Genomic DNA, 19,744 nt, shown 5'->3' on the forward strand with positions numbered 1-19,744 from the left:
TTCACATGAGCTCCCGGCCCCCTCACCGAACGCTCGCCGGTTTGTCGCGGTCCCGGGCACCGGCACCGGTGCGGGCCCCGGATAGACTCCTCCGTATGGTCCGACCGTCCCGTGATGACGCGACCCCCGGGATGTGGCGGCGCGAGGCGGGCACCGCGGTGCGCCGGTCGGTGGCGCTCCCGGACGAGGCGGAAGCCCCTTTCGCCATCGTCGCCGGATTCCGGATACCTCCCGTACCCACGGAGTGGGCGCCGCACTCGCACCCCCTGCACGAGCTCGTCTGGGTACGCAGGGGAACGCTGACGTCCCGGGTGCGGGACCGCGTCTTCACCGTGTTCGAGGGGCACGGGCTGTGGATGCCCGCCGGAGTGGTGCACGGGGGCCGGGCGACGGCGGGCGCGGAGTTCCACGACGCCTTCTTCGCCCCCGACCGCACGCCGTTCGCGTTCGGGGAACCGAAGGCGATCGCGATGACGCCGTTGCTCGAGTCGCTGCTGACCCATCTGTCCCGTACGGATCTCGACGCGGCGGCCAGGGCGCGGGCGGAGTCCGTCGTGTTCGACGTGCTCCAGCCGTCGGAGCGCCCGTTCGCGCTGCAGCTGCCCGGTGACGCCCGGATCGGCGTGATCGCCGAAGCCCTCCTGGACGATCCCGCCGACTGCCGATCGCTGGAGGAATGGGCACGGTGGCTGGGGATCAGCGACCGCACGATCACCCGCGCGTTCCGTCATGCGACAGGCCTCTCCTTCGCGCAGTGGCGGCAGATGCTGCGTGTGCACCGGGCGCTGATGCTCCTCTCCCAGGGCTTCGACGTGATGACGGTCTCCGAGACGCTCGGCTACGCGCAGCCCAGTTCCTTCATCGCCGCCTTCCGGCGGGTCATGGGAACCACGCCGGGCGCGTTCTTCGACGCGGAGGACGACGTCTCCGGGAATGTCCGGAATCCCGTATCGCGTGTCCAGAACTCCTGATTGTCGACACGGCAACCGGAATATAACCTTCTCGGAGTTAGGTGACCCTTAGTTGGAGCTCGCCCCGCACGGTGCTGTCCGTGCGCGGGGGAGTCCGCAGCCCGACCGGCGAAGGCCGGACGGAGGGTGTCGCAGTCCTTGCCCCTCCGACCGTCCGGAACCCCCCGATGTTCACAAGCCCCTTCCGCCGTGCCGGTCGCGCCGTGGCCGGCCCCGCTGTGCCGGCCGCCGCCCTCAACGGGCACGACCTCGTGCTGCGGTACGGCGGCACGCCGGTCGTCCACGGCGTATCGCTCGTCCTGGAACCCGGCCGCGCGACCGCCCTGGTGGGGCCGAACGGCAGCGGCAAGTCCACGCTGCTGCGCGCGCTCTCCCGACTGCACCGGGTGGACGACGGACGGGTGACGCTCGGCGCCCCTGACGGTGAACCGGAGCGTGACGCGTCCCTGCTCAGCCCTCGCCAGTTCGCCCGCGAGGTCACGCTGTTCTCCCAGTCGAGGCCCGCCCCCCAGGGGCTGACGGTCACGGAGGTCGTCGCCTTCGGACGCCACCCCTACCGGCGTGGCTTCGCCGGGCAGACCGCCGAGGACCGGACCGCCATCGATCGGGCCATGGGCATCACCGGCGTACGGGACATGGCAGGCAGGCCGGTCGGAGAGCTTTCCGGCGGGGAGATGCAGCGGGTCTGGCTCGCGGCGTGCCTGGCCCAGGACACCGGCGTCGTGCTGCTGGACGAACCGACCAATCACCTGGACCTGCGCTACCAGATCGAGACGCTCGACCTGGTGCGCGACCTCGTCGAGGAGCACGGCATCGCGGTCGGGGTCGTACTGCACGACCTCGACCAGGCATCCCGTGTCGCGGACACGCTGGTCCTGATGCACTCCGGCCGCGTGTACGCGGCAGGCGCACCTGCCGAGGTCCTCACCGCCGAGAACATCGGCGCGGTCTACGACATCCGTGTCGAGGTCGGTGTCGACCCCCGCACCGGACGCCTCCGTATCGACCCGCTCGGGCGGCACCCCTCCTGACGCGACGCGTCCGCCGCCCCGCCACCTCCGCCGCGTCACAGCCGAGATCCGGCCCACCACGGCCGCTCCGGCGCATCACGAACGAACCACGAGAAAGAGGCCCCTCCATGAACCGTGCCCGTCGCCTGGCGGCGTCAGCCTCCACAGGGCTCGCCCTCCTCGCCGCAACGGCCTGCGGCACGACCGACGTCGACAAGGCCACGGCCGGCGGCAGCCCCAGCGCGTCGCCCGCGTCGCAGAGCTGCGCCGACGACACCACGACCACCTCGACGAAGCCGGTCTCCTTCAAGGACGGCGTCGGCCGGCAGGTGAAGCTCGACAAGCCCGCCCAGCGGATCGCGGTCCTGGAATGGCAGCAGATCGAGGACGCGCTGACACTGTGCGTCACCCCCACCGCGGTCTCCGACGCGAAGGGGTACCGCACCTGGGTCAGCGCCGAGAAGCTGCCCGGCGGGGTGACGGACATCGGCACCCGTGAGGAGCCCGACCTCGACACCCTCTACGCGGCCAAGCCCGACCTCATCGTCGTGGAAGCGTTCGCCGCCGACGACGAGACCATCGCGAAGCTGGAGAAGAGAGGTGTCCCGGTGATGGCCACACGGGGCGCGAACCCGAAGGACCCGATCGGGAACATGCGCGAGGTCTTCAGCATGATCGGCGAGGCGACGGGACGCACCGAGCGCGCCGACCAGGTGCTCAAGGAGTTCGACCAGCACCTCGCGACGGCGAAGAAGCAGGTCACCGACGCCGATCTGCCGACGAAGGACTTCCTCTTCTTCGACGGATGGCTCCAGGGAGGCAACCTCACCGTCCGCCCCTACAGCGACGGCGCCCTGTTCACCGAGATAGGCAAGGAACTCGGCATGAACCCCGCCTGGACCGATGACGTCAACAAGGCTCACGGAGACGGCGGTGTCGACCCCGCCTACGGCCTCGCGCAGACCGACGTCGAGGGACTCACCGCGGTCGGGGACGCCAACCTTTTCTACGCGAACGACGAGGGAGCCGGCGGATACGTCGGGGCACTGGCCAAGAACCCGATCTGGAAGACCCTCCCGGCCGTGAAGGAAGGGCGCGCGCACGCGTTCCCGGCCCGGGTGTGGGGCGCCGGTGGTCCGCGCTCGTGCGCCCAGGCGATCGACGCGTACGTCGACGTACTCGACAAGAAGTGAGCACACCGCACATGTCGGCACCCGGAGGGGAGCCGCTGCCGCGCGCCGAGCGCGGTGGCGGCCCCACCGGGGTGTTCGTCCTCACCCTCCTTGTCGTCGTGACCGCCCTCGTGGGCATGTGGCACCTGACGCAGGGGACATCCGGCGTCGGTGTGGGCGACCTGGTGCGCCATCTCACCGGGGAACGGGAGAACACCGGTGGGGCGCCGGTCGACGAGATCTTCACCGGCTCGCGCCTGCCGCGCCTGCTCGCGGGCGTGGCGGTGGGCTTCGCCCTCGGCTGTGCCGGCGCGCTGCTCCAGTCCGTCACGCGCAACGCGCTCGCCTCGCCCGACACCCTCGCGGTCACGGCCGGGGCCTACTTCACCATCACGCTCGTCGCCGCCTTCGGCATCGCCGTCCCGCTGTGGGCGTCGGGTGCCGTCGCCTTCGCCGGCGGCATGGTCGCGGCGGCGCTCGTCCTGCTCCTCGCCGGCCGGGCCGCGGGCACCGCGGGCACCCGCCTCATCCTCGCCGGATCGGCGACGGCGATGGCCCTGGACGCGGCGACCGGGATGCTCCTCATCCTGTTCAACCAGAACACGACCGGCCTCTTCGCCTGGGGGAGCGGCTCTCTCGCGCAGCTGAACATCGACGCGTCGATACGCGCCTTCCCCCTCGTGGCCGTTGTGTTGTGCGTCGCCCTGGCACTGTCCCGGCGGCTGGACGTGATGAACCTCGGCGACGACGCCGCGTCCACCCTCGGCGTGCCGATCCGGACCACCCGCGTGACCGCCGTGGTCTGCGCGGTACTCCTGACCAGCACGGCGGTGACACTCGCGGGCCCGATCGCCTTCGTCGGCCTCGGCGCCCCCGTCCTGGCCCGCCTGATCGCCGGCCGGGTAGGGGTGCTGCGCCGGCATCTCCTCCTGGTGCCCGTGGCCGGGCTGCTCGGCGCGCTGCTCATCCTGCTCGCGGACGCGTCCCTGCGCGCCGTGCAGGGTGCGGACGGAGCCGCCTCCATCCCCACCGGCGTACCGACCGCACTGCTCGGCTCCGTCGTGATCGTGGTCCTCGCGATGCGCCTCCGTGACACGGGTCAGCTGCGGCAACCACCGCACGCGCGGGTCGCCGCACGGTCACGCCGCGGGTTCCTCCTCGTCGTGTCCGGCGCGACAGCACTCCTGGCCGGGGCGGTCGTCGTGGCAGTCCTGGCGGGAAGCCTCTGGCTACGGACGGGGGACATCGCCCTCTGGATCCAAGGCCTCGCCCCCGACCTCATCGGCCAGGCGCTCGACGACCGGGTCCCGCGCGTGACCGCCGCCGTCCTCGCCGGTGCGGCGCTCGGGCTGGCCGGATGCGTCGTGCAGGGCGCGGTACGCAACCCGCTGGCGGAGCCGGGCGTGCTCGGCATCACGGCGGGCGCGGGGCTCGGTGCGGCGAGCGTCGTCACGTCGGGCCTGCCCGGCGGACGGCCCGTGCTCATCGCGGTCGCGGTCGCGGCAGGTCTCGCCACGTTCGCCGTGATCGCCCTGCTGTCCTGGCGGGGCGGCTTCCTGCCCGACCGCTTCGTACTGATCGGCATCGGCTGCGGGTACGGCCTCAGCGCGGTCACCACCTTCCTCCTGCTGCGCGCCGACCCGTACAACACGCCCCGGATCTTCACATGGCTCTCGGGCACGACCTACGGCCGCACGCTGCCCGACGTCGTACCGGTCGCGGTGGCCCTGGCGCTCGCGCTTCCCGTGCTGCTCGCCATGCGCGGGCGGCTCGACCTGCTCGCCGTCGACGAGGACACCCCGCGCATCGTCGGCGTCAGGGTGGAACGCACCCGCTTCGCCGCACTGGCGATCGCCGCGGTGCTCGCCGCGCTCAGCGTGATCGCCGTCGGCGTCGTCGGCTTCGTGGGGCTCGTCGCCCCGCACCTCGCCCGGTCACTGGTGGGCGCCCGGCACGGCCGCGCGATCCCCGTCGCGATGCTGCTCGGCGCACTGCTGGTCTGCGTGGCCGACGCCCTCGGCCGCACGCTCGTCGCACCCGCCCAGGTGCCGGCGGGCCTCATGATCGCCCTGGTCGGTGCTCCGTACTTCGTCTGGGTGCTCCGGCGGTCCCGAGCATGAATCGGGCGGCGGCGACATCGGGCGGCGGCGCACCCGGAGCCGCGCCGGTATGTTCCCGCGGGTCAGCACCCGCCCCTCGACCGCCCTCTTCCACCCGCCAGGAGACCGGAATGCAGTCCCAGCAGGAATCGCCCGTGAAGTACCTCGTCGTCCCGTTCGAGACCGGAACCTCTCCGGCCCCGCTGAAGCGCCTCGGACCCCACGAGGTACTGGAACGCTGGCACGCGGTCGACCGATCCGCCCACGGCCCTCACCTCGTGGTCGTTCCGGACGAGAACGGCGAGGGCTGGGCCGCTGCCGCGCTTGTGACGGCCCGCCCGCACACGGCCTATCTGAAGATCGTCGACGCCGTCGGTGACGTGTCGACAGCCGTCGCGGCCGTCGTCGCCCACGCGCGCGGCCTGGAGCTCGCGCAGGTCAAGTGGGAAGGGTGGACGGCGACTCCCGAGGACGTCGCCGCCGCCGGCTTCACCCCGTTGCGCCCTCCGCTCGCACAGGCGGAGGAGGCGGCCGGGCCCGCCGCCGGTCACGTTCGCTGGCTGCGCGGCTGCGCGGCGGCCGAACCTCCCTACTACGGGCAGACCACGCACTTCACGTGCGGCGCCGTCACCGCCCTGGTCGCGCAGGCGCATGCGGGGACGCTGCCGCGCGATGCGCTCGACCGCCGGGCGGAGCTGACGCTGTGGCGCGACGCGACCAACTTCCCCGCGTGCGAGCCCGTCGGGCTCGGCGTCGCAGTGCACCGGGCGTGGCCCTCGTCCACCGTCGGGATCCACCTCGACACGGACCGGCCCGTGCTGCTCGACCACCTCCCGGAGAGCGAGCAGGAGTGGCGTGCCCACCTCCAGGGCATGTCGCGTGCGGACGCCGCACGGGCCGGCGTCCCGATCGGCACGGGTCGCCTCTCCGTGACCGCGATCCGCAACGCGATCGGCCGGCGGGAGCAGGTGCTGCTCCTGGTCTCGCTCGCCGCGATGCAGGGGTTCGACGTACCGCACTGGGTGCTCTGCCATGGCACCGTGCCCGGCGCCGTCGTGATCGAGGACCCGTGGGCCGGCGCGGCAGTGGGGGACACCTGGGTCGACGCCCACCTGCTGCCGGTTCCCGACCGATCACTCGACACGATGTCGGCCGTCTCGGCAGACCCCTTCCACGGCGCCGTGACCATCGGCCGCCCGCAGCCGCCCGGTGCGTCCCCCTCCGGACCGGCCGACGAGTAGGCCTCGTGTGGGCGTGGGCCACGGCCGTCAGGCGACCGGCTTCGGCGCGGCAGACTGCGCCGACGAGCCGCCGGTACGGGAGAGCGTCTCCGACGCACAGGTGTCGGATCCAAGCAGGTCACCCACCCCGCAGACAGCCACTGGCGACCCGCAGGTCAACTCATTGTGACGGGGCACCCCATGGTTCCGGTGGCCCTTGCGGAGCCGTCTCCCCCTCGCGGGCGCTGACGCCACAGGCTCGCCCGGCAGGACCGCGACACCGCGTCGAGGGCCGGTGATTCGGGTCACGCATTGACCATCGTGGGCCGAGCTCCGACCCGGGCCACTTGCTCCGGTCACCACGCGTCGATGACCGGAGCGTCGGGTTCGTGCTGCCGCCAGGCCTCGTTGAGGCGCCCGAGCCGGGCCGCGGTGGCGATGCCCCGCAGGGACGCGATCCTGCCGTCGCTGACTTCGAACGCCACCACGCCCACGACCCGGCCGTCGACCACGGCGAGAGCGGCCGGGGAGCCGTTGACCGCCGCGACATGGATCGCGGGCGTGCCGCCGGCCAGCCGCCGCTTCGCCGGCGTGGACCTGAAACCGGCCCGCACGAAGGAGGCGACCCGCTCGCGCGTCCTGAACCGCAACAGCCGCTTGCTCAGCCCTGCCCCGTCCGAGACCGCAGTCACGTCGTCGGTGAGCAGCGCCACCAGGCGTTCGGTGCGGCCCGATGTGGCGGCGGCGAGGAATTCCTCGACGACCCGGCGCGTGGACCCGGCATCGGGGGCGGGCTCGCTGCCGCGGCGGCGCCCGGTGGCGACCCGGGCCCGGGCCCGGTGGACATGCTGCTGGCTCGCGGACTCGGTGATGTCGAGGATCCCGGCGATCTCGACGTGGCTGAAGGAGAAGGCCTCCCGCAGGACGTAGACGGCCCGCTCGACCGGCGAGAGCCGCTCCATGAGGGTCAGTACGGCCAGGGACACGGATTCGCGCTGCGCGAAGGTGTCGGCAGGGCCGAGCATCGGGTCGCCGTCGAGGAGCGGCTCCGGCAGCCACGCGCCGGCCGCTCGCTCGTGGCGTGCCTGCGCCGAACGGAGCCGGTCGAGGCAGAGATTGGTGAGGACCTTGGTGAGCCACGCCTCCGGCACCTCGACCCGTTCGCGGTCCGCCGCCTGCCAGCGCAGGAACGTGTCCTGTACGGCGTCCTCGGAGTCGGCGGCCGAGCCGAGCAGACGGTACGCGAGCGAGGCCAGCCTGCCCCGGCTGGCCTCGAACCGATCGATGGCTGCGCTGTCCACGCGGAACACCCTAGGAGACGGGCTCTGCGCCGGCCCGGTCCGGAGCGGTGGCCAGGCGGCGACCGCGCTTCGGCATGCCGAAGGTCGGGTGGGCGATGCCCCACCCGGCGCCCTTGAGCACGCCCGACTTGAGCCGCGCGGCGGTCCGGCCGCCCAGGTACCAAAACTTCGGCCGGACGTCCCCGTCCACCATCTGGAAGATCGCGTCCCGCCGCCCGAGGCTGATGTGGTTGCCGTGGTACTTCAGCCCGGTGGCCGGGACCTCTCCGCCCGTCAGACGCGCGATGATCGCGGCGGTCGCCTGCATGTTGGTGAAGCCGGCCGAGGCGCAGGACATCGGGAGCGGACGGCCGTTGTCGCCGATCGCGTAGGCGCTGTCCCCGGCGGCGTAGACGTCCGGGTGCGAGACCGAGCGCATGGTGCGGTCGACGACGATCTGGCCGGTTACGGCGACCTCCAGGCCACTGGCGGCCGCGATGGGGTGCACGGCGAATCCGGCGGACCACACGGTCACGTCGGCCGGGATGGACGTACCGTCGGCGGCGATCGCCCGTGTCGGCTCGACGGCTTCGATGCCGGTGTGCTCGTGGACGGTGATGCCGAGCCGGTCGAACGCCTGGCGCAGGTGACGGCGGGCCTTCGGGGAGAGCCAGGCGCCCAGCTCACCGCGGGCGGCGAGCGCGACGGAGAGGTCCGGCCGGGACTCGGCCAGCTCGGTGGCGGTCTCGATGCCGGTCAGCCCCTCCCCGACGACCAGCACGGTGCCGTCCGCGCCCAGGCCGGCCAGGCGCTCACGCAACCGCAGCGCCGAAGACCGGCCCGTCACGTCGAAGGCGTACGCGGCCGCGCCGGGGACGCCATGGTGAGCCACGGAGCTGCCGAGCGCGTAAAGGAGTGTGTCGTACGCGAGCTCTGCGTCGCCGTCCTCGCCGGTCACGGCGACCGTCCTGCGCTCGGGGTCGACGCCGGTGACGTGCGCTACGCGCAACCGCACCCCGGTTCCCGCGAACACGTCGGCGAGCCTGCGGGACGCGAGATCCTGGCCGCTCGCGAGCTGGTGGAGCCGCATCCGTTCGACGAAGTCGGGCGCGGCGTTGACGACGGTGATCTCGGTGTCGGCGGCAGAGAGCCTGCGGGCCAGGTTTCCGGCGGCGAAGGCCCCGGCGTATCCGGCGCCGAGTACGACGATGCGGTGCTTCATGGCGTTCTCCTGTCTCGTTCGCATGACCCTTGAACGGGATGGCGCCCCGATTGCTGACAGGATTCGAACGTGATGTGGGTCACCGTGCCGGGGGAGGAGCCGAGCCGCCGAGGAGAACTCGGGCCCGGCGTGGACCCGCCGCTCCTGAGCCGGGCGGAGAGCTCACCGGGGGAGCGGAGGGCAGGCCCTCGCGCCGCTGCCCGGGTGGTGCTGTGTGGTTTCGGCGCCGGCTGCGCCGGAGTCCGTACCAGGACGCGAGCGGATGCACCGGCCCGCCCGGTGCTACGGCGAGGTGGGCAGCTGCGGGGAGCGCAGTACGAGCAGGGTGATTTCGCTGGGGGCGAAGACGCGGAACGGCGGGCCCCAGAAGCCGGTGCCGCGGCTGGTGTAGAGGAGGGTACGGGCGCCGTGGTGACTGAGACCGGCGAGGGCGGGCTGGTCGATGCGGACCAGGTGGTGGAAGGGCCAGATCTGGCCGCCGTGGGTATGACCGGAGAGCTGGAGGTCGATGCCCTCGGCTGCCGCCCGGTCGACGAACTTGGGCTGGTGTGCCAGGAGCAGGACGGGCAGGTCGGGGTCGGCGCCGTTCAAGGCTCCGGCGAGGTGGGCGCGGTGGCCGGCCAGGCCGGAGGACTCGGCGGTGACGTCGTCCACACCGGCGACGACGAGGGTGTCGCCGCCGCGTTCGAGCAGCAGATGGCTGTTGCGCAGCGGCTCCCAGCCCAGCTCGTCCATCAGGTCGACCCAGCCCTGGGCCTCGCTGTAGTACTCGTGGTTGCCGGTGACGTACACACGGGCCCGGGTGGCCCGCACGGTACCGAGCGGGACGGCCTGGGCGCGGCGGCGCTCGGCCGTGCCGTCCGCGATGTCGCCGGTGTGGCAGACCAGGTCGGCTCCCAGCGTGTTCACCGTCTCGCACACCCGCGCCGACCAGCGAGCGCGATCGAGCGGGCCGTAGTGGGTGTCCGTGATGAGGACGACGCGGGTGCCGTCCAATCCGGCGCCCAGGCGGGGGAGCCGCACGTCGAGTCGGCGCACTCGTGGCACGCGGCGGGCCTCCGCGTATCCCCAGACGAGCATGACGGCGGTTACACCGAGGACGGCCCAAGTGACGATTCGGGCCCGGTCCTGACTCTCGCCGACGCCGGCCACGGTCAGGGCGAGCCGCAGGAGGACACCGAGCAGAACGGACCAGGTGAACAGAATCCAGCTGGCGCCCAGCAAGGTGTCACCGACGATCGCCGCCCGGTCCTGCTGGCGCCGGCCGTGGCCGCGCACCATCGCGAGCGGCATACCGGTGAGACCGAGGGCGAACAGCGCGGTGCCGACCGATGTGACGGGCAGCGGCCAGTGCTGGCCGGTGTGCAGGAGCACCCAGCAGGGCACGGCCCACAGCAGGACGGGGGCGATCAGGGGGATGTAGCGCATCAGCCGGTGCAGTCGGCTCGGCCGCGGCGCCCGCGCCTCACTGTCTGCGGGTCGGGTGTTGTCGGTTTCGGTCACGCTTTCCCTCCCTGGCCAGGCTGCCGTCCCGCGCACTGTATCCGGTCGCCCTCGGGCGACCGGACGGGCGTTCGAGGGTGCGGTCCCTCGAAGGTGGAGCCGCAGAGGGCTCGGGAGCAGCGTGGCGATGAGGGCGGCGCCGCCTGCGCGCCCCTCCCTGCCGAAGGCCGGCCGGTGTCCCGGGTCGCACCCGTCGCGGGGTACGCGAGGCTGTCGAGGGCGGAAGTGACGGGGGCTTGATGCGCAGGACCGCGTAGCCGCGGCTCCGGATCCGGGGTCACCGCTCCTGGCGGGCGGCGGGGTCCGGGCCGGCGGTCGCGTCGTGGCTCTCCGTGGTGGCCCAGCCGGCGAGGAGGTTCAGGGCGTCGTGGTCGCGGGTGCCGGGTGCGGCTGTGTATGCCGTGAGGGTCAGGCCGGGCTGGGCGGGCAACTCCATGGCGTCGAAGTCGAGGGTGATCCTGCCGATGCCCGGGTGGTGGAAGGACTTGCGGCCCGTGTGGTGCGGGCGCGCGTTGTGCTTGGCCCAGGCGGGCGGTGCGGAACTCGTCGCCGCGGGTGACGAGTTCGCCGATCGGCCCGGTGATGTCGCTGTCGTGGGGAGCGCGTCCGGCCTCGGTGCGCAACAGGGAGACGGTGGTGTTCGGGTAACCGGTGCCCTGGGCTCGTTTCCGCCCTCACGCCATGGTGACGACGACTTTTCCGGCCTTTGCCCGGCCCTTTTCGACGTACTCCATGGCTTGGAGGGTTTCGTCGAACGGGAAGACGCGGTCGACGACGGGGCGGATCTTCCCGGTGTCGATGAGAGGGCTGAGTTCGCGCAGTTGGTCGCCACTGGCCTTCATGAACAGGAACGAGTACGTCACACCGTGGCGCTTCGCGCTGCGCCGGGTCTTGAAGCTGAGGGCGGTCATGGCCAGGCGAGGCCGCCCAGCAGGCGCTGGTCGACACCTACCTCTCCGTCGAGCACCGTGACGGCCCGGCGGACGGCTGTCCGGTCGCAGCACTCGCCTCCGACATCGCGCGCGAGGGCGGGGGGCAGGAGGCGCGTCGCGTCTACACCGAGGGGGTGGCGGACTTCGCCGACTTCCTCGCCACCGACGACCAGGACGGCATCGTCCGCCTCTGCACCCTGTTCGGCGCGCTGGTCCTGTCCCGGGCCACCAACGGCTCCCCGCTCTCCGAGGAGATCCTCGCCGCCGCGCACGCGGAATTGACGGAAGCAGGCTGATCGAGAGCGCGGTGTGGGTGCACGTCGACGGCACTCGTGGGCGAGGGGGCGTCCGCGGCCGGGTGGAGGCGCTGGCCGTCGGCGCCCGGCGCATCGGCTGCACCGTACGCCGTCACCATTCAGCTCCCGGGCCGCATGCCCGTGAGTGGCGGGTGCGCGGCCGAGGTCGACGTGTCAACGGGACCGCGGCCCGCTCCCGGATGTCGCGCAGGATCTCGTCGACGCTCCCGGCGATGTTCACGCTCGCGTCATCGCGAGAAACATCATGGCGGACACCGTGTGCGCCATCGCCGCGGAATCTGCCTCGCCGACCCGCGCCTCCCGACCCGCGTGAGGACGTCTGCCCGGTCCGCCTCGTGCGCCCAGCCGTCGTCGCGGGCCGGCGCAACAGCCATCTCTCTTCCTGGGGCCTTCAGCGGGGCGGGGGCCTGAACGTCGGCGCCATGGTCCAGGGGCCCAGGGGCGGTAGTCGGCATGAAGCGGCCGTTCCGCACATCGGGATCGCAGGTCGCGGGCCCGTCCTCGCGGCGGACGCGGCCGGCCACGACATCGGCGCCGACCTCCCGGCAGCGCGCGACGTCATCAGCGATCTCATGCGGGGTGACCGGTCGACGCGACTCTGTTCCCTGGTGGCCATGCCGCCGGCCGGGGTGACGGGCAGGATGAATTCGCGGCCTATCGGTCGTCTCCCGCCACTGCGCCGACACCTTCGATCGAGGCGAGGTCGAGTTCGAGTTCGTGGAACGGCTCGTGGACGCGGAGGTGCAGCCGGCCGCGAGCAGGGCGCCGGTCTTCGGGCAGGCCCGGCCGATGACCGTCAGATCATGCCGGAGGGGTCTCGCCGACGGGAGGCGGTAAGTGCAGGGTGCGGCAAGTCCCGCACCAGAAAACCGAGTTGATGTACGCGGCCGGGCGCGGACGCTTTGTCCCCCCAGAGAATAAAGTTCTGGTCTGACGCGTCAAAGGGGTTTCTGGTTGATGAAAAAGCCATTACCTTCCTGATCTGTACCGGACAGCAAGGACGCGTGCGCCTCCTCCCTCCAGGGCGACCGCGTCCCCCGGCGCGACGGCGCGCGCCTGTGCGAGACCCTCAGCCCCGTTGACCCACGGAGGATGCGCGTGCACAGGAGACTCACCCGGCCCCTCGCGGCGATCGCCAGTACTCTGCTCGCCGCCGCGGGTGCCCTCACCGTCCAGCAGAACCAAGCCGAAGCCGCCCCCGCGGCACCGGAGTTCCAGCAGGTCACCCTCGCCAAGGGGGTGGCCGAGACCGGCGAGCCGATGACGCTCGCCGTCCTGCCCGACCGGTCCGTCCTGCACACCTCGCGGGACGGCACCCTGCGCCGCACCGACGCGGCCGGCACCACCAAGGTCGCCGGCAAGCTGGACGTCTACTCGCACGACGAGGAGGGGCTTCAGGGCGTCGGCGTCGACCCGGCCTTCACCGCCAACCGCTTCGTCTACCTCTACTACGCCCCGAAGCTGAACACTCCCGCGGGAGACGCCCCCGCGACCGGCTCGGCAGCCGACTTCGCCCCCTTCGACGGCGTCAACCGGCTCTCCCGGTTCGTCCTCAGGACGGACGGCACCCTGGACACCGCCAGCGAGAAGCAGGTCCTGGACGTCCCCGCCAGTCGCGGTCTGTGCTGCCACGTCGGCGGCGACATCGACTTCGACGCGCAGGGCAACCTGTACCTCTCCACCGGCGACGACAGCAACCCCTTCGCCTCCGACGGCTACACCCCCATCGACGAGCGGTCGAACCGCAACCCCGCTTACGACGCCCAGCGTTCGTCGGGCAACACCAACGACCTCCGCGGCAAGGTCCTGCGGATCAAGGTCAACGCCGACGGCGGCTACTCCGTCCCGGCGGGCAACCTCTTCGCTCCCGGCACCGCGAAGACCCGGCCCGAGATCTACGCCATGGGCTTCCGCAACCCCTTCCGGATGACCGTCGACAAGCCCACGGGTACGGTCTACCTGGGTGACTACGGTCCCGACGCGGGCACCGCGAGTGCCACCCGCGGGCCTGCCGGACAGGTCGAGTTCAACCGGATCACGAAGGCCGGCAACTACGGCTGGCCCTACTGCACCGGCGCGAACAACGCGTACGTCGACCACGACTTCGCCAACTCGACGTCCGGCTCCTCCTTCTCCTGCTCGGCGCCCAGGAACACCTCGCCGAACAACACCGGCCTGACCGACCTTCCCGCGGCCCAGCCCGCCTGGGTCCCGTACGACGGCGGCTCGGTACCGGAGTTCGGCAGCGGCTCGGAGTCCCCGATGGGCGGTCCGGTCTACCGCTACGACGCCGGCTCGACCTCCCGGGTCAAGTTCCCCGAGAGCTTCGACGGGGACTTCTTCGCGGGCGAGTTCGGCCGCAAGTGGATCAAGCGCATCGAGCAGTCCGGCGACGGCACCGTGCAGTCCATCAACGCCTTCCCCTGGCAGGGCACCCAGGTCATGGACATGGCATTCGGACCCGACGGCGCGCTGTACGTGCTCGACTACGGAACCGGGTACTTCAACGGGGACGCGAACAGCGCGGTCTACCGCATCGAGAACGTCTCCGGCGGACTGTCCCCGCTCGCCGAGGCCAAGGCCGACCGCACCTCGGGTCAGGCCCCGCTCGCCGTGCGGTTCTCCTCGGCGGGCACCTCCGACCCCGACGGCGATCCACTGACCTACGCCTGGAAGTTCGGTGACGGCGGTACGTCGACGTCGGCCGACCCCACGCACACCTACACCGCCAACGGCCAGTACACCGCGGAGCTGACCGTCTCCGACGGAACCGGTCTGACCGCGACCGCCTCCGTCGCCGTGACCGTGGGCAACACCGCGCCGACCGTGAAGCTGGAACTGCCCGTCGACGGCCGGATCATCGACCCGGGTGACGCGGTTCCGTTCAAGGTGACCGTCACCGACCCGGAGGACGGCACCATCGACTGCTCGAAGGTCAAGGTCACCTTCATCATCGGTCACGACAGCCACGGACACCCGCAGACCTCGGCGAACGGCTGCTCCGGCACCGTGCAGACCATCGCCGACGGCGAGCACGACCCCAACGCCAACATCTTCGGCGTCTGGGACGCCGAGTACACCGACAAGGGTGCGGCCGGGCAGCCCGCCCTGACCACGCACGACGAGCACATCAGCCAGCCCAGCCACCGTCAGGCCGAGCACTACGGCGGCTCGGCCGGGGTGACGGTCGTCGACCACGCCGCGGCCCGGGGCGGCAAGACCGTGGGCAACATCGAGAACGGTGACTGGATCTCGTTCGCGCCCTACGCCCTCGACAACGCCACCGAGCTGACCGCCCGCGTCTCCTCCGGCGGAGCAGGCGGCACGCTCGAGGTGCGGGCCGGATCGCCCACCGGCGCCCTGCTCGGTTCCGTGACCGTCCCCGTCACGGGAGGCTGGGAGACGTTCCAGGAGGTCTCCACGAACCTGACCAATCGTCCGGCCGGCACCACCACGCTCCACCTCGTCTTCAAGGGCGGCAGCGGAGCCCTCTTCGACGTGGACGAGTTCACCGTCACCACCTCCGTACCTTCGGGGCCGAGGGAGGGCGCTGTCACCGGTATCGGTGGCAAGTGCGTGGATGTGGCGGGTGGTGCGTCGGCGGACGGGACGCAGATTCAGCTGTACACGTGCAATCAGACGGCCGCCCAGAAGTGGACGGTCGGCACGGACAGCACTCTGCGGGCGCTCGGTAAGTGCCTGGACGTCAGCGGAGGTGGCACGGCGAACGGCACCAAGATTCAGCTGTACGGGTGCAACAACAGCGGTGCCCAGAAGTGGGCCCCGCAGGCCGACGGCACGCTGAGGAACCCGGCCTCCGGCAAGTGCCTGGACGCGGAGGGTGTCTCCTCGGCCGACCGCACCAGGCTGCACCTGTGGACCTGCGGCACCGGAGCCAACCAGAAGTGGATACTGCCATGAGCCGACGAACGGTCACACTTCCAGGACGCCTCGCCTGCTGGGCCGCCTGCGGCCTGCTCGCCGCTGTCGCCCTGCCCTCCGCCGTCTCCACGGCGGCAGCCCCCGACGCCCCTGTCCGGGTGGCGGCCGCCGCCGACCCCGCGTACGACGTGCTGGTCTTCTCCAAGACCACCGGATTCCGCCACTCCTCCATCGACGAAGGCGTCACCGCCCTGCGCGAGCTGGGTGCCGCCAACAACTTCACCGTCACCGCCACCGAGGACGCCGCGGCCTTCACCCCGTCGAACCTTGCCGGATACGAGGCCGTCGTCTTCCTCTCCACCACCGGCGACGTCCTCGACGCCACCCAGCAGACCGCCTTCGAGGGGTACATCACGGCGGGCGGCGGCTACGTCGGCATCCACGCGGCGGCCGACACCGAATACGACTGGGCCTGGTACGGCGGGCTGGCCGGGGCGCTGTTCAAGTCCCATCCGCACATCCAGCCCGCCACGGTCAAGGTGGAGGACCGCGCCCACGACGCCACCGCCCACCTCGGGCCGAACTGGCAGCGGACCGACGAGTGGTACGACTACCGCACCAACCCGCGAACCACCGCGCACGTCCTGGCCTCGCTCGACGAGTCCACCTACAGCGGCGGCACCATGGGCGGCGACCACCCCATCGCCTGGTGCAAGGACTACCAGGGCGGGCGCGCCTTCTACACCGGCGGCGGCCACACCGAGGACTCCTACACCGACCCCGCCTTCCGCCGGCATCTGCTCGGCGGCATCCGCTGGGCCGCGGAGCTGACGGAGGCCGACTGCCGCCCGGAGACCGGCTACACCACGATCTTCGGCTCCTCGGGCACCACCGGCTGGAAGCAGGCCGGCCCCGGCTCCTTCACGCACGAGAACGCCACCCTCACCTCCCAGGGCGGTCTGGGCCTGTACTGGTACCAGGCCAAGGAGTACACGTCGTACTCCCTGAAGCTGGACTGGCGTCAGAGCGGGGACGACAACAGCGGCGTCTTCGTGGGCTTCCCGGCCTCCGACGACCCGTGGTCGGCCGTCAACAACGGCTATGAGATCCAGATCGACGCCACCGACACCCCCGACCGCACCACCGGCTCCGTCTACGGCTACAAGTCCGCCGACCTCACCGTCCGTGACGCGGCCCTGAACCCGCCGGGGGAGTGGAACACCTACGAGATCCGCGTCGAGGGCGAGCGCCTCCAGCTCTTCCTCAACGGCCGCAAGATCAACGACTTCACCAACACCGACCCCGCCCGCAGCCTCCAGCAGGGCCACATCGGCCTGCAGAACCACGGCGACGGCGACGACGTGTCCTTCCGGAACGTCCGGATCAAGGAACTCGGCGGCTCTACGGGGCCGAGGGAGGGCGCTGTCACCGGTATCGGTGGCAAGTGCGTGGATGTGGCGGGTGGTGCGTCGGCGGACGGGACGCAGATTCAGCTGTACACGTGCAATCAGACGGCCGCCCAGAAGTGGACGGTCGGCACGGACAGCACTCTGCGGGCGCTCGGTAAGTGCCTGGACGTCAGCGGAAGTGGCACGGCGAACGGCACCAAGATCCAGCTGTACGGGTGCAACGGCTCCGGGGCGCAGAAATGGGCCCCGGCGGCCGACGGGACCCTGCGGAACCCGCAGTCCGGGAAGTGCCTGGACGCGGAGGGTGTCTCCTCGGCCGACCGCACCAGGCTGCACCTGTGGACCTGCGGCACCGGCGCCAACCAGAAGTGGATACTCCCCGGCTGAGTGACCCCTCGACACCGTCATCGGCGCGGAGGGCGCCGGTGACGGGACCGGCCGCTCCCACCGGGCCGGTGACGGCGGCGGGGTGCGACGCCGAAGTGCCCCGCCGCCGTCCCTCATACCCACCGGTGCCCGATGTTCCGCGGCACGCGCGGGAGCACGCCCTGGGCGGCATCGACTCGACTGGACCGACGTCCGTGCCCGCACCATCAGGCCGCGGCGCGGCGCGGCTCGCCTCGCTGGGATCGACCCGTATCACTCCGTCGGCGACGGCGGGGCGGCCGGAGGACACCGACCGGGCCGCAACGGCCGAGCTGATCAGGGGCGGCATGGCGCTTGTCGACGTCGAGGGCTTCCTCACCGTCACGAGGCAGCGTGGCCTTCCGGCGGAGTCACCGGCGTACGGACCGAGCACCCCGTCCCGGTCGCGCTGCTGGACGCTCTGACACGGCACGGTGGCAGGGCAAGCCTGCGCGGACGCGTCGACGATCCGCCGCTGAGAGCGGCCCGGGAAGCCTTCCCGCGCGTGGAGGATGCCGAGGTGCCTCGCTGGTGCGACCGCCGGAAGGACGACGCCGCCCTCGCCTTGGACCGTCACGCGCAGCGACCCACCCACCGCCGGACGAACACGTCCCGCCCCCTCGATTCCCCTGGGGCCGTTACACGCCGACGGCACGCTCCCGGACATATGCGACACCGCGCGCTGCTGATCCGGCCGGCGGCCTCCGGCGTGTCCGCGTCGTACGTCCCGCCGGCCTCGCCTCGTACGACAACACGCAGGGATTCCTGGTCCGGGTCGTGGGTCCACGACCCGGCGATCCCGCAGGGGCACAACGGACCGGGGCTACTCGCGTTTCCACGGCCGCCGTTCGGTCCCGTCCAGAGCGCGGTCGAGGGCGGCCACACCCAGTCCGGCCAGGACGATCTGGATGAGCCACTCGGACCAGTCGACGCCCCGCGTGGCGCCCACTCCGAATACGGACGCCAACAGTGAACCGAGGAGCGCGGCGGCCATACCGACGACGAGCGTCCACAGGACGCCGACGTGCTGACGGCCGGGCAGGACGAGACGCCCCAGCAGACCGACCACCGCGCCGATGATCAGAGCGCTGACGAGTCCGGAGATTTCCATGACTGACTCCTTCGGGACCGACGTGTCCGCTTGCGCCTACCCCCACGGGCCGTGAGAACCCTCGCCGCGCCCGGGACAGCGACTTCCCCACGCCGCCACCGAAAGGGAAACCGGCAGCAGACGCACCCCTCGGCATCATCCCCGCGCTGTTTCGCGCACACGTCCGGACAGCAGGGGCAGGCGAACGTCAGCCACGGACGACGGAGACCGATCAATAAGCGGTTATCCCCGGCGACAGGTGAAGGATGAGCACCGAGAAGAAGACCGATGAAGAGCACGACGGAAAGCGCGTCGTCGCTCCTACCGCCATGCGGCAGGCTTCCGCGCAGCTCACGGAACTGCTCCAGTGCGAGCCGGGTTCTGTTGAGGGCCGCCCCTCGGCGGCGGCCCAGCGGCTGCACACGGACCCGGACACCGTGGAGCGGGATCTCATCAAGTCGGTGCTCACCATCGTCGAGCTCCTACGCCAGCTCATGGAGCGCACCGCGATCCACCGGGTCGACCAGGGCGACCTGAGCGAGCTCCAGGAGGAGCGGATCGGCATGACGCTGATGATCCTGAACGAACGCATGACGGAGCTGTGCGACCGCTACGGGCTGACCATGGACGACCTCAATCTCGACCTCGGGCCGCTCGGCTCGCTGCTGCCGCACAACGGCGCATGAGCGAGCAGAGACCCAGGTTTCATCCCGTCACGCAAGGCAAGGAGGAGGCCATGACTACTGACGACAAGGACGCAATGAACGCCACCCCGAGCGAGGGCAGGACGACCACCGCCCGCAATACAGTCGCCTCGGCCGGAATGCAGGCCGAAACCAGGAGCGGCGAGGTGCTGTCCCCGGCCGAGGCTGCCAAGGACTCGGCCTCGGACGGTGTGCGGGCAGCCGGTGAGACCACCCGGCGTGTCGGCCGAGCCGCTGCCTCCGGTCTCCAGAGCGGTCAGCAGGCCGTGACCGCGAACGCGGCCAAGGCCGCGAGTGCGGCCACCGCGGCCTGGACCGTTGTCAAGGACCGGAAGGCGGTCGCCGCCGGAGCCGCAGCAGGGGTGGCCGGTGTGGTCGGAGCGGCGTTCGCCATCGGCCGCTCAACTGCCAAGCCTCCGACGGGTCCGCTGACCCGGCTGGCGCGCGGGCGGATCTGATCGCGGAACGGAGAATGCTCGGGCGAGCGGGCCCGGACGTGGGGCGGGACCGAAGAGACTTCTTCGGTCC

At 71.6% G+C, this 19,744-nt stretch carries 14 protein-coding genes and 3 pseudogenes; 11 read left to right on the forward strand and 6 right to left on the reverse strand.

The window, feature by feature from the left end:
• Window positions 1–95 precede the first annotated feature (95 nt).
• From ACFWVP_RS21485 to ACFWVP_RS21505, 5 genes are all read left to right on the forward strand, one after another.
• Complete coding sequence (locus ACFWVP_RS21485) at window positions 96–971, forward strand: helix-turn-helix domain-containing protein (protein ID WP_384498800.1); 876 nt, start codon at window positions 96–98, stop codon at window positions 969–971.
• Between the two features lie 167 nt (window positions 972–1,138).
• The gene (locus tag ACFWVP_RS21490) at window positions 1,139–2,002 is read left to right on the forward strand and encodes an ABC transporter ATP-binding protein (protein WP_384498802.1); all 864 of its coding nucleotides are present in this window, start codon (window positions 1,139–1,141) and stop codon (window positions 2,000–2,002) included.
• A gap of 107 nt (window positions 2,003–2,109) precedes the next feature.
• Window positions 2,110–3,174: an iron-siderophore ABC transporter substrate-binding protein gene (locus tag ACFWVP_RS21495; protein WP_384498803.1), complete on the forward strand. Its 1,065-nt coding sequence runs from the start codon at window positions 2,110–2,112 to the stop codon at window positions 3,172–3,174.
• An 11-nt stretch (window positions 3,175–3,185) separates the two neighbouring features.
• Window positions 3,186–5,273, forward strand: a complete 2,088-nt coding sequence (locus ACFWVP_RS21500) for an iron ABC transporter permease (protein WP_384498805.1) — start codon at window positions 3,186–3,188, stop codon at window positions 5,271–5,273.
• Between the two features lie 110 nt (window positions 5,274–5,383).
• Window positions 5,384–6,493 carry a peptidase C39 family protein gene (locus ACFWVP_RS21505; protein WP_384498807.1) on the forward strand — a complete coding sequence of 370 codons (1,110 nt, stop codon included), beginning with the start codon at window positions 5,384–5,386 and terminating at the stop codon, window positions 6,491–6,493.
• Between the two features lie 335 nt (window positions 6,494–6,828).
• Here the strand turns inward: ACFWVP_RS21505 and ACFWVP_RS21510 are convergent, their stop codons facing one another.
• The 5 genes and pseudogenes from ACFWVP_RS21510 to ACFWVP_RS21530 form a co-directional block, all read right to left on the reverse strand.
• The gene (locus tag ACFWVP_RS21510; RefSeq protein ID WP_384498808.1) at window positions 6,829–7,773 is read right to left on the reverse strand and encodes a sigma-70 family RNA polymerase sigma factor; all 945 of its coding nucleotides are present in this window, start codon (window positions 7,771–7,773) and stop codon (window positions 6,829–6,831) included.
• Between the two features lie 10 nt (window positions 7,774–7,783).
• Entirely contained in the window at window positions 7,784–8,974 is a 1,191-nt protein-coding gene (locus tag ACFWVP_RS21515) for an NAD(P)/FAD-dependent oxidoreductase (protein WP_384498810.1), read from the reverse strand.
• A 282-nt stretch (window positions 8,975–9,256) separates the two neighbouring features.
• A complete protein-coding gene (locus tag ACFWVP_RS21520) occupies window positions 9,257–10,477 on the reverse strand; it encodes a metallophosphoesterase (protein WP_384498812.1) in 1,221 nt (406 codons plus the stop codon).
• 277 nt (window positions 10,478–10,754) lie between these two features.
• Window positions 10,755–11,118 (reverse strand): annotated as a pseudogene (locus tag ACFWVP_RS21525) (transcriptional regulator); the annotation flags it as partial.
• Between the two features lie 33 nt (window positions 11,119–11,151).
• A pseudogene (locus tag ACFWVP_RS21530) lies at window positions 11,152–11,397 on the reverse strand (zinc-binding dehydrogenase); the annotation flags it as partial.
• On the opposite strand from ACFWVP_RS21530, the pseudogene ACFWVP_RS21535 reads away from it, so the two are divergent.
• The 4 genes and pseudogenes from ACFWVP_RS21535 to ACFWVP_RS21550 form a co-directional block, all read left to right on the forward strand.
• Window positions 11,397–11,705 (forward strand): annotated as a pseudogene (locus ACFWVP_RS21535) (TetR/AcrR family transcriptional regulator); the annotation flags it as partial. The pseudogenes ACFWVP_RS21530 and ACFWVP_RS21535 overlap by 1 nt on opposite strands.
• 1,119 nt (window positions 11,706–12,824) lie before the next feature.
• The gene (locus tag ACFWVP_RS21540) at window positions 12,825–15,647 is read left to right on the forward strand and encodes a PQQ-dependent sugar dehydrogenase (RefSeq protein ID WP_384498814.1); all 2,823 of its coding nucleotides are present in this window, start codon (window positions 12,825–12,827) and stop codon (window positions 15,645–15,647) included.
• Window positions 15,644–17,404 (forward strand): ThuA domain-containing protein, encoded by a 1,761-nt coding sequence (locus ACFWVP_RS21545; protein ID WP_384498816.1) that lies wholly within the window; start codon window positions 15,644–15,646, stop codon window positions 17,402–17,404. The genes ACFWVP_RS21540 and ACFWVP_RS21545 overlap by 4 nt, the downstream gene beginning before the upstream one ends.
• Before the next feature lie 125 nt (window positions 17,405–17,529).
• The gene (locus ACFWVP_RS21550; protein WP_384498818.1) at window positions 17,530–17,847 is read left to right on the forward strand and encodes a hypothetical protein; all 318 of its coding nucleotides are present in this window, start codon (window positions 17,530–17,532) and stop codon (window positions 17,845–17,847) included.
• A gap of 398 nt (window positions 17,848–18,245) precedes the next feature.
• On the opposite strand, the gene ACFWVP_RS21555 is transcribed toward ACFWVP_RS21550, so the two are convergent.
• Window positions 18,246–18,533: a GlsB/YeaQ/YmgE family stress response membrane protein gene (locus ACFWVP_RS21555; RefSeq protein WP_384498820.1), complete on the reverse strand. Its 288-nt coding sequence runs from the start codon at window positions 18,531–18,533 to the stop codon at window positions 18,246–18,248.
• 245 nt (window positions 18,534–18,778) lie between these two features.
• Between ACFWVP_RS21555 and ACFWVP_RS21560 the strand changes: the two genes are divergently transcribed.
• Both ACFWVP_RS21560 and ACFWVP_RS21565 read left to right on the forward strand, forming a co-directional pair.
• A complete protein-coding gene (locus ACFWVP_RS21560; RefSeq protein WP_384498822.1) occupies window positions 18,779–19,198 on the forward strand; it encodes a gas vesicle protein K in 420 nt (139 codons plus the stop codon).
• A gap of 50 nt (window positions 19,199–19,248) precedes the next feature.
• A complete protein-coding gene (locus tag ACFWVP_RS21565) occupies window positions 19,249–19,674 on the forward strand; it encodes a hypothetical protein (RefSeq protein ID WP_384498824.1) in 426 nt (141 codons plus the stop codon).
• Window positions 19,675–19,744 lie beyond the last annotated feature (70 nt).

Source organism: Streptomyces sp. NPDC058637 (genome assembly GCF_042717325.1).
In the GTDB taxonomy this organism is placed as follows: domain Bacteria; phylum Actinomycetota; class Actinomycetes; order Streptomycetales; family Streptomycetaceae; genus Streptomyces.

What these genes read in the sequence shown, in the direction of transcription:
- ACFWVP_RS21545 (WP_384498816.1), top strand. Translation starts at nt 15,644, where the DNA reads ATGAGCCGACGAACGGTCACACTTCCAGGACGCCTCGCCTGCTGGGCC.
- ACFWVP_RS21555 (WP_384498820.1), bottom strand. Translation starts at nt 18,533, where the DNA reads ATGGAAATCTCCGGACTCGTCAGCGCTCTGATCATCGGCGCGGTGGTC.
- ACFWVP_RS21490 (WP_384498802.1), top strand. Translation starts at nt 1,139, where the DNA reads ATGTTCACAAGCCCCTTCCGCCGTGCCGGTCGCGCCGTGGCCGGCCCC.
- ACFWVP_RS21505 (WP_384498807.1), top strand. Translation starts at nt 5,384, where the DNA reads ATGCAGTCCCAGCAGGAATCGCCCGTGAAGTACCTCGTCGTCCCGTTC.
- ACFWVP_RS21515 (WP_384498810.1), bottom strand. Translation starts at nt 8,974, where the DNA reads ATGAAGCACCGCATCGTCGTACTCGGCGCCGGATACGCCGGGGCCTTC.
- ACFWVP_RS21500 (WP_384498805.1), top strand. Translation starts at nt 3,186, where the DNA reads ATGTCGGCACCCGGAGGGGAGCCGCTGCCGCGCGCCGAGCGCGGTGGC.
- ACFWVP_RS21495 (WP_384498803.1), top strand. Translation starts at nt 2,110, where the DNA reads ATGAACCGTGCCCGTCGCCTGGCGGCGTCAGCCTCCACAGGGCTCGCC.
- ACFWVP_RS21485 (WP_384498800.1), top strand. Translation starts at nt 96, where the DNA reads ATGGTCCGACCGTCCCGTGATGACGCGACCCCCGGGATGTGGCGGCGC.
- ACFWVP_RS21560 (WP_384498822.1), top strand. Translation starts at nt 18,779, where the DNA reads ATGAGCACCGAGAAGAAGACCGATGAAGAGCACGACGGAAAGCGCGTC.
- ACFWVP_RS21565 (WP_384498824.1), top strand. Translation starts at nt 19,249, where the DNA reads ATGACTACTGACGACAAGGACGCAATGAACGCCACCCCGAGCGAGGGC.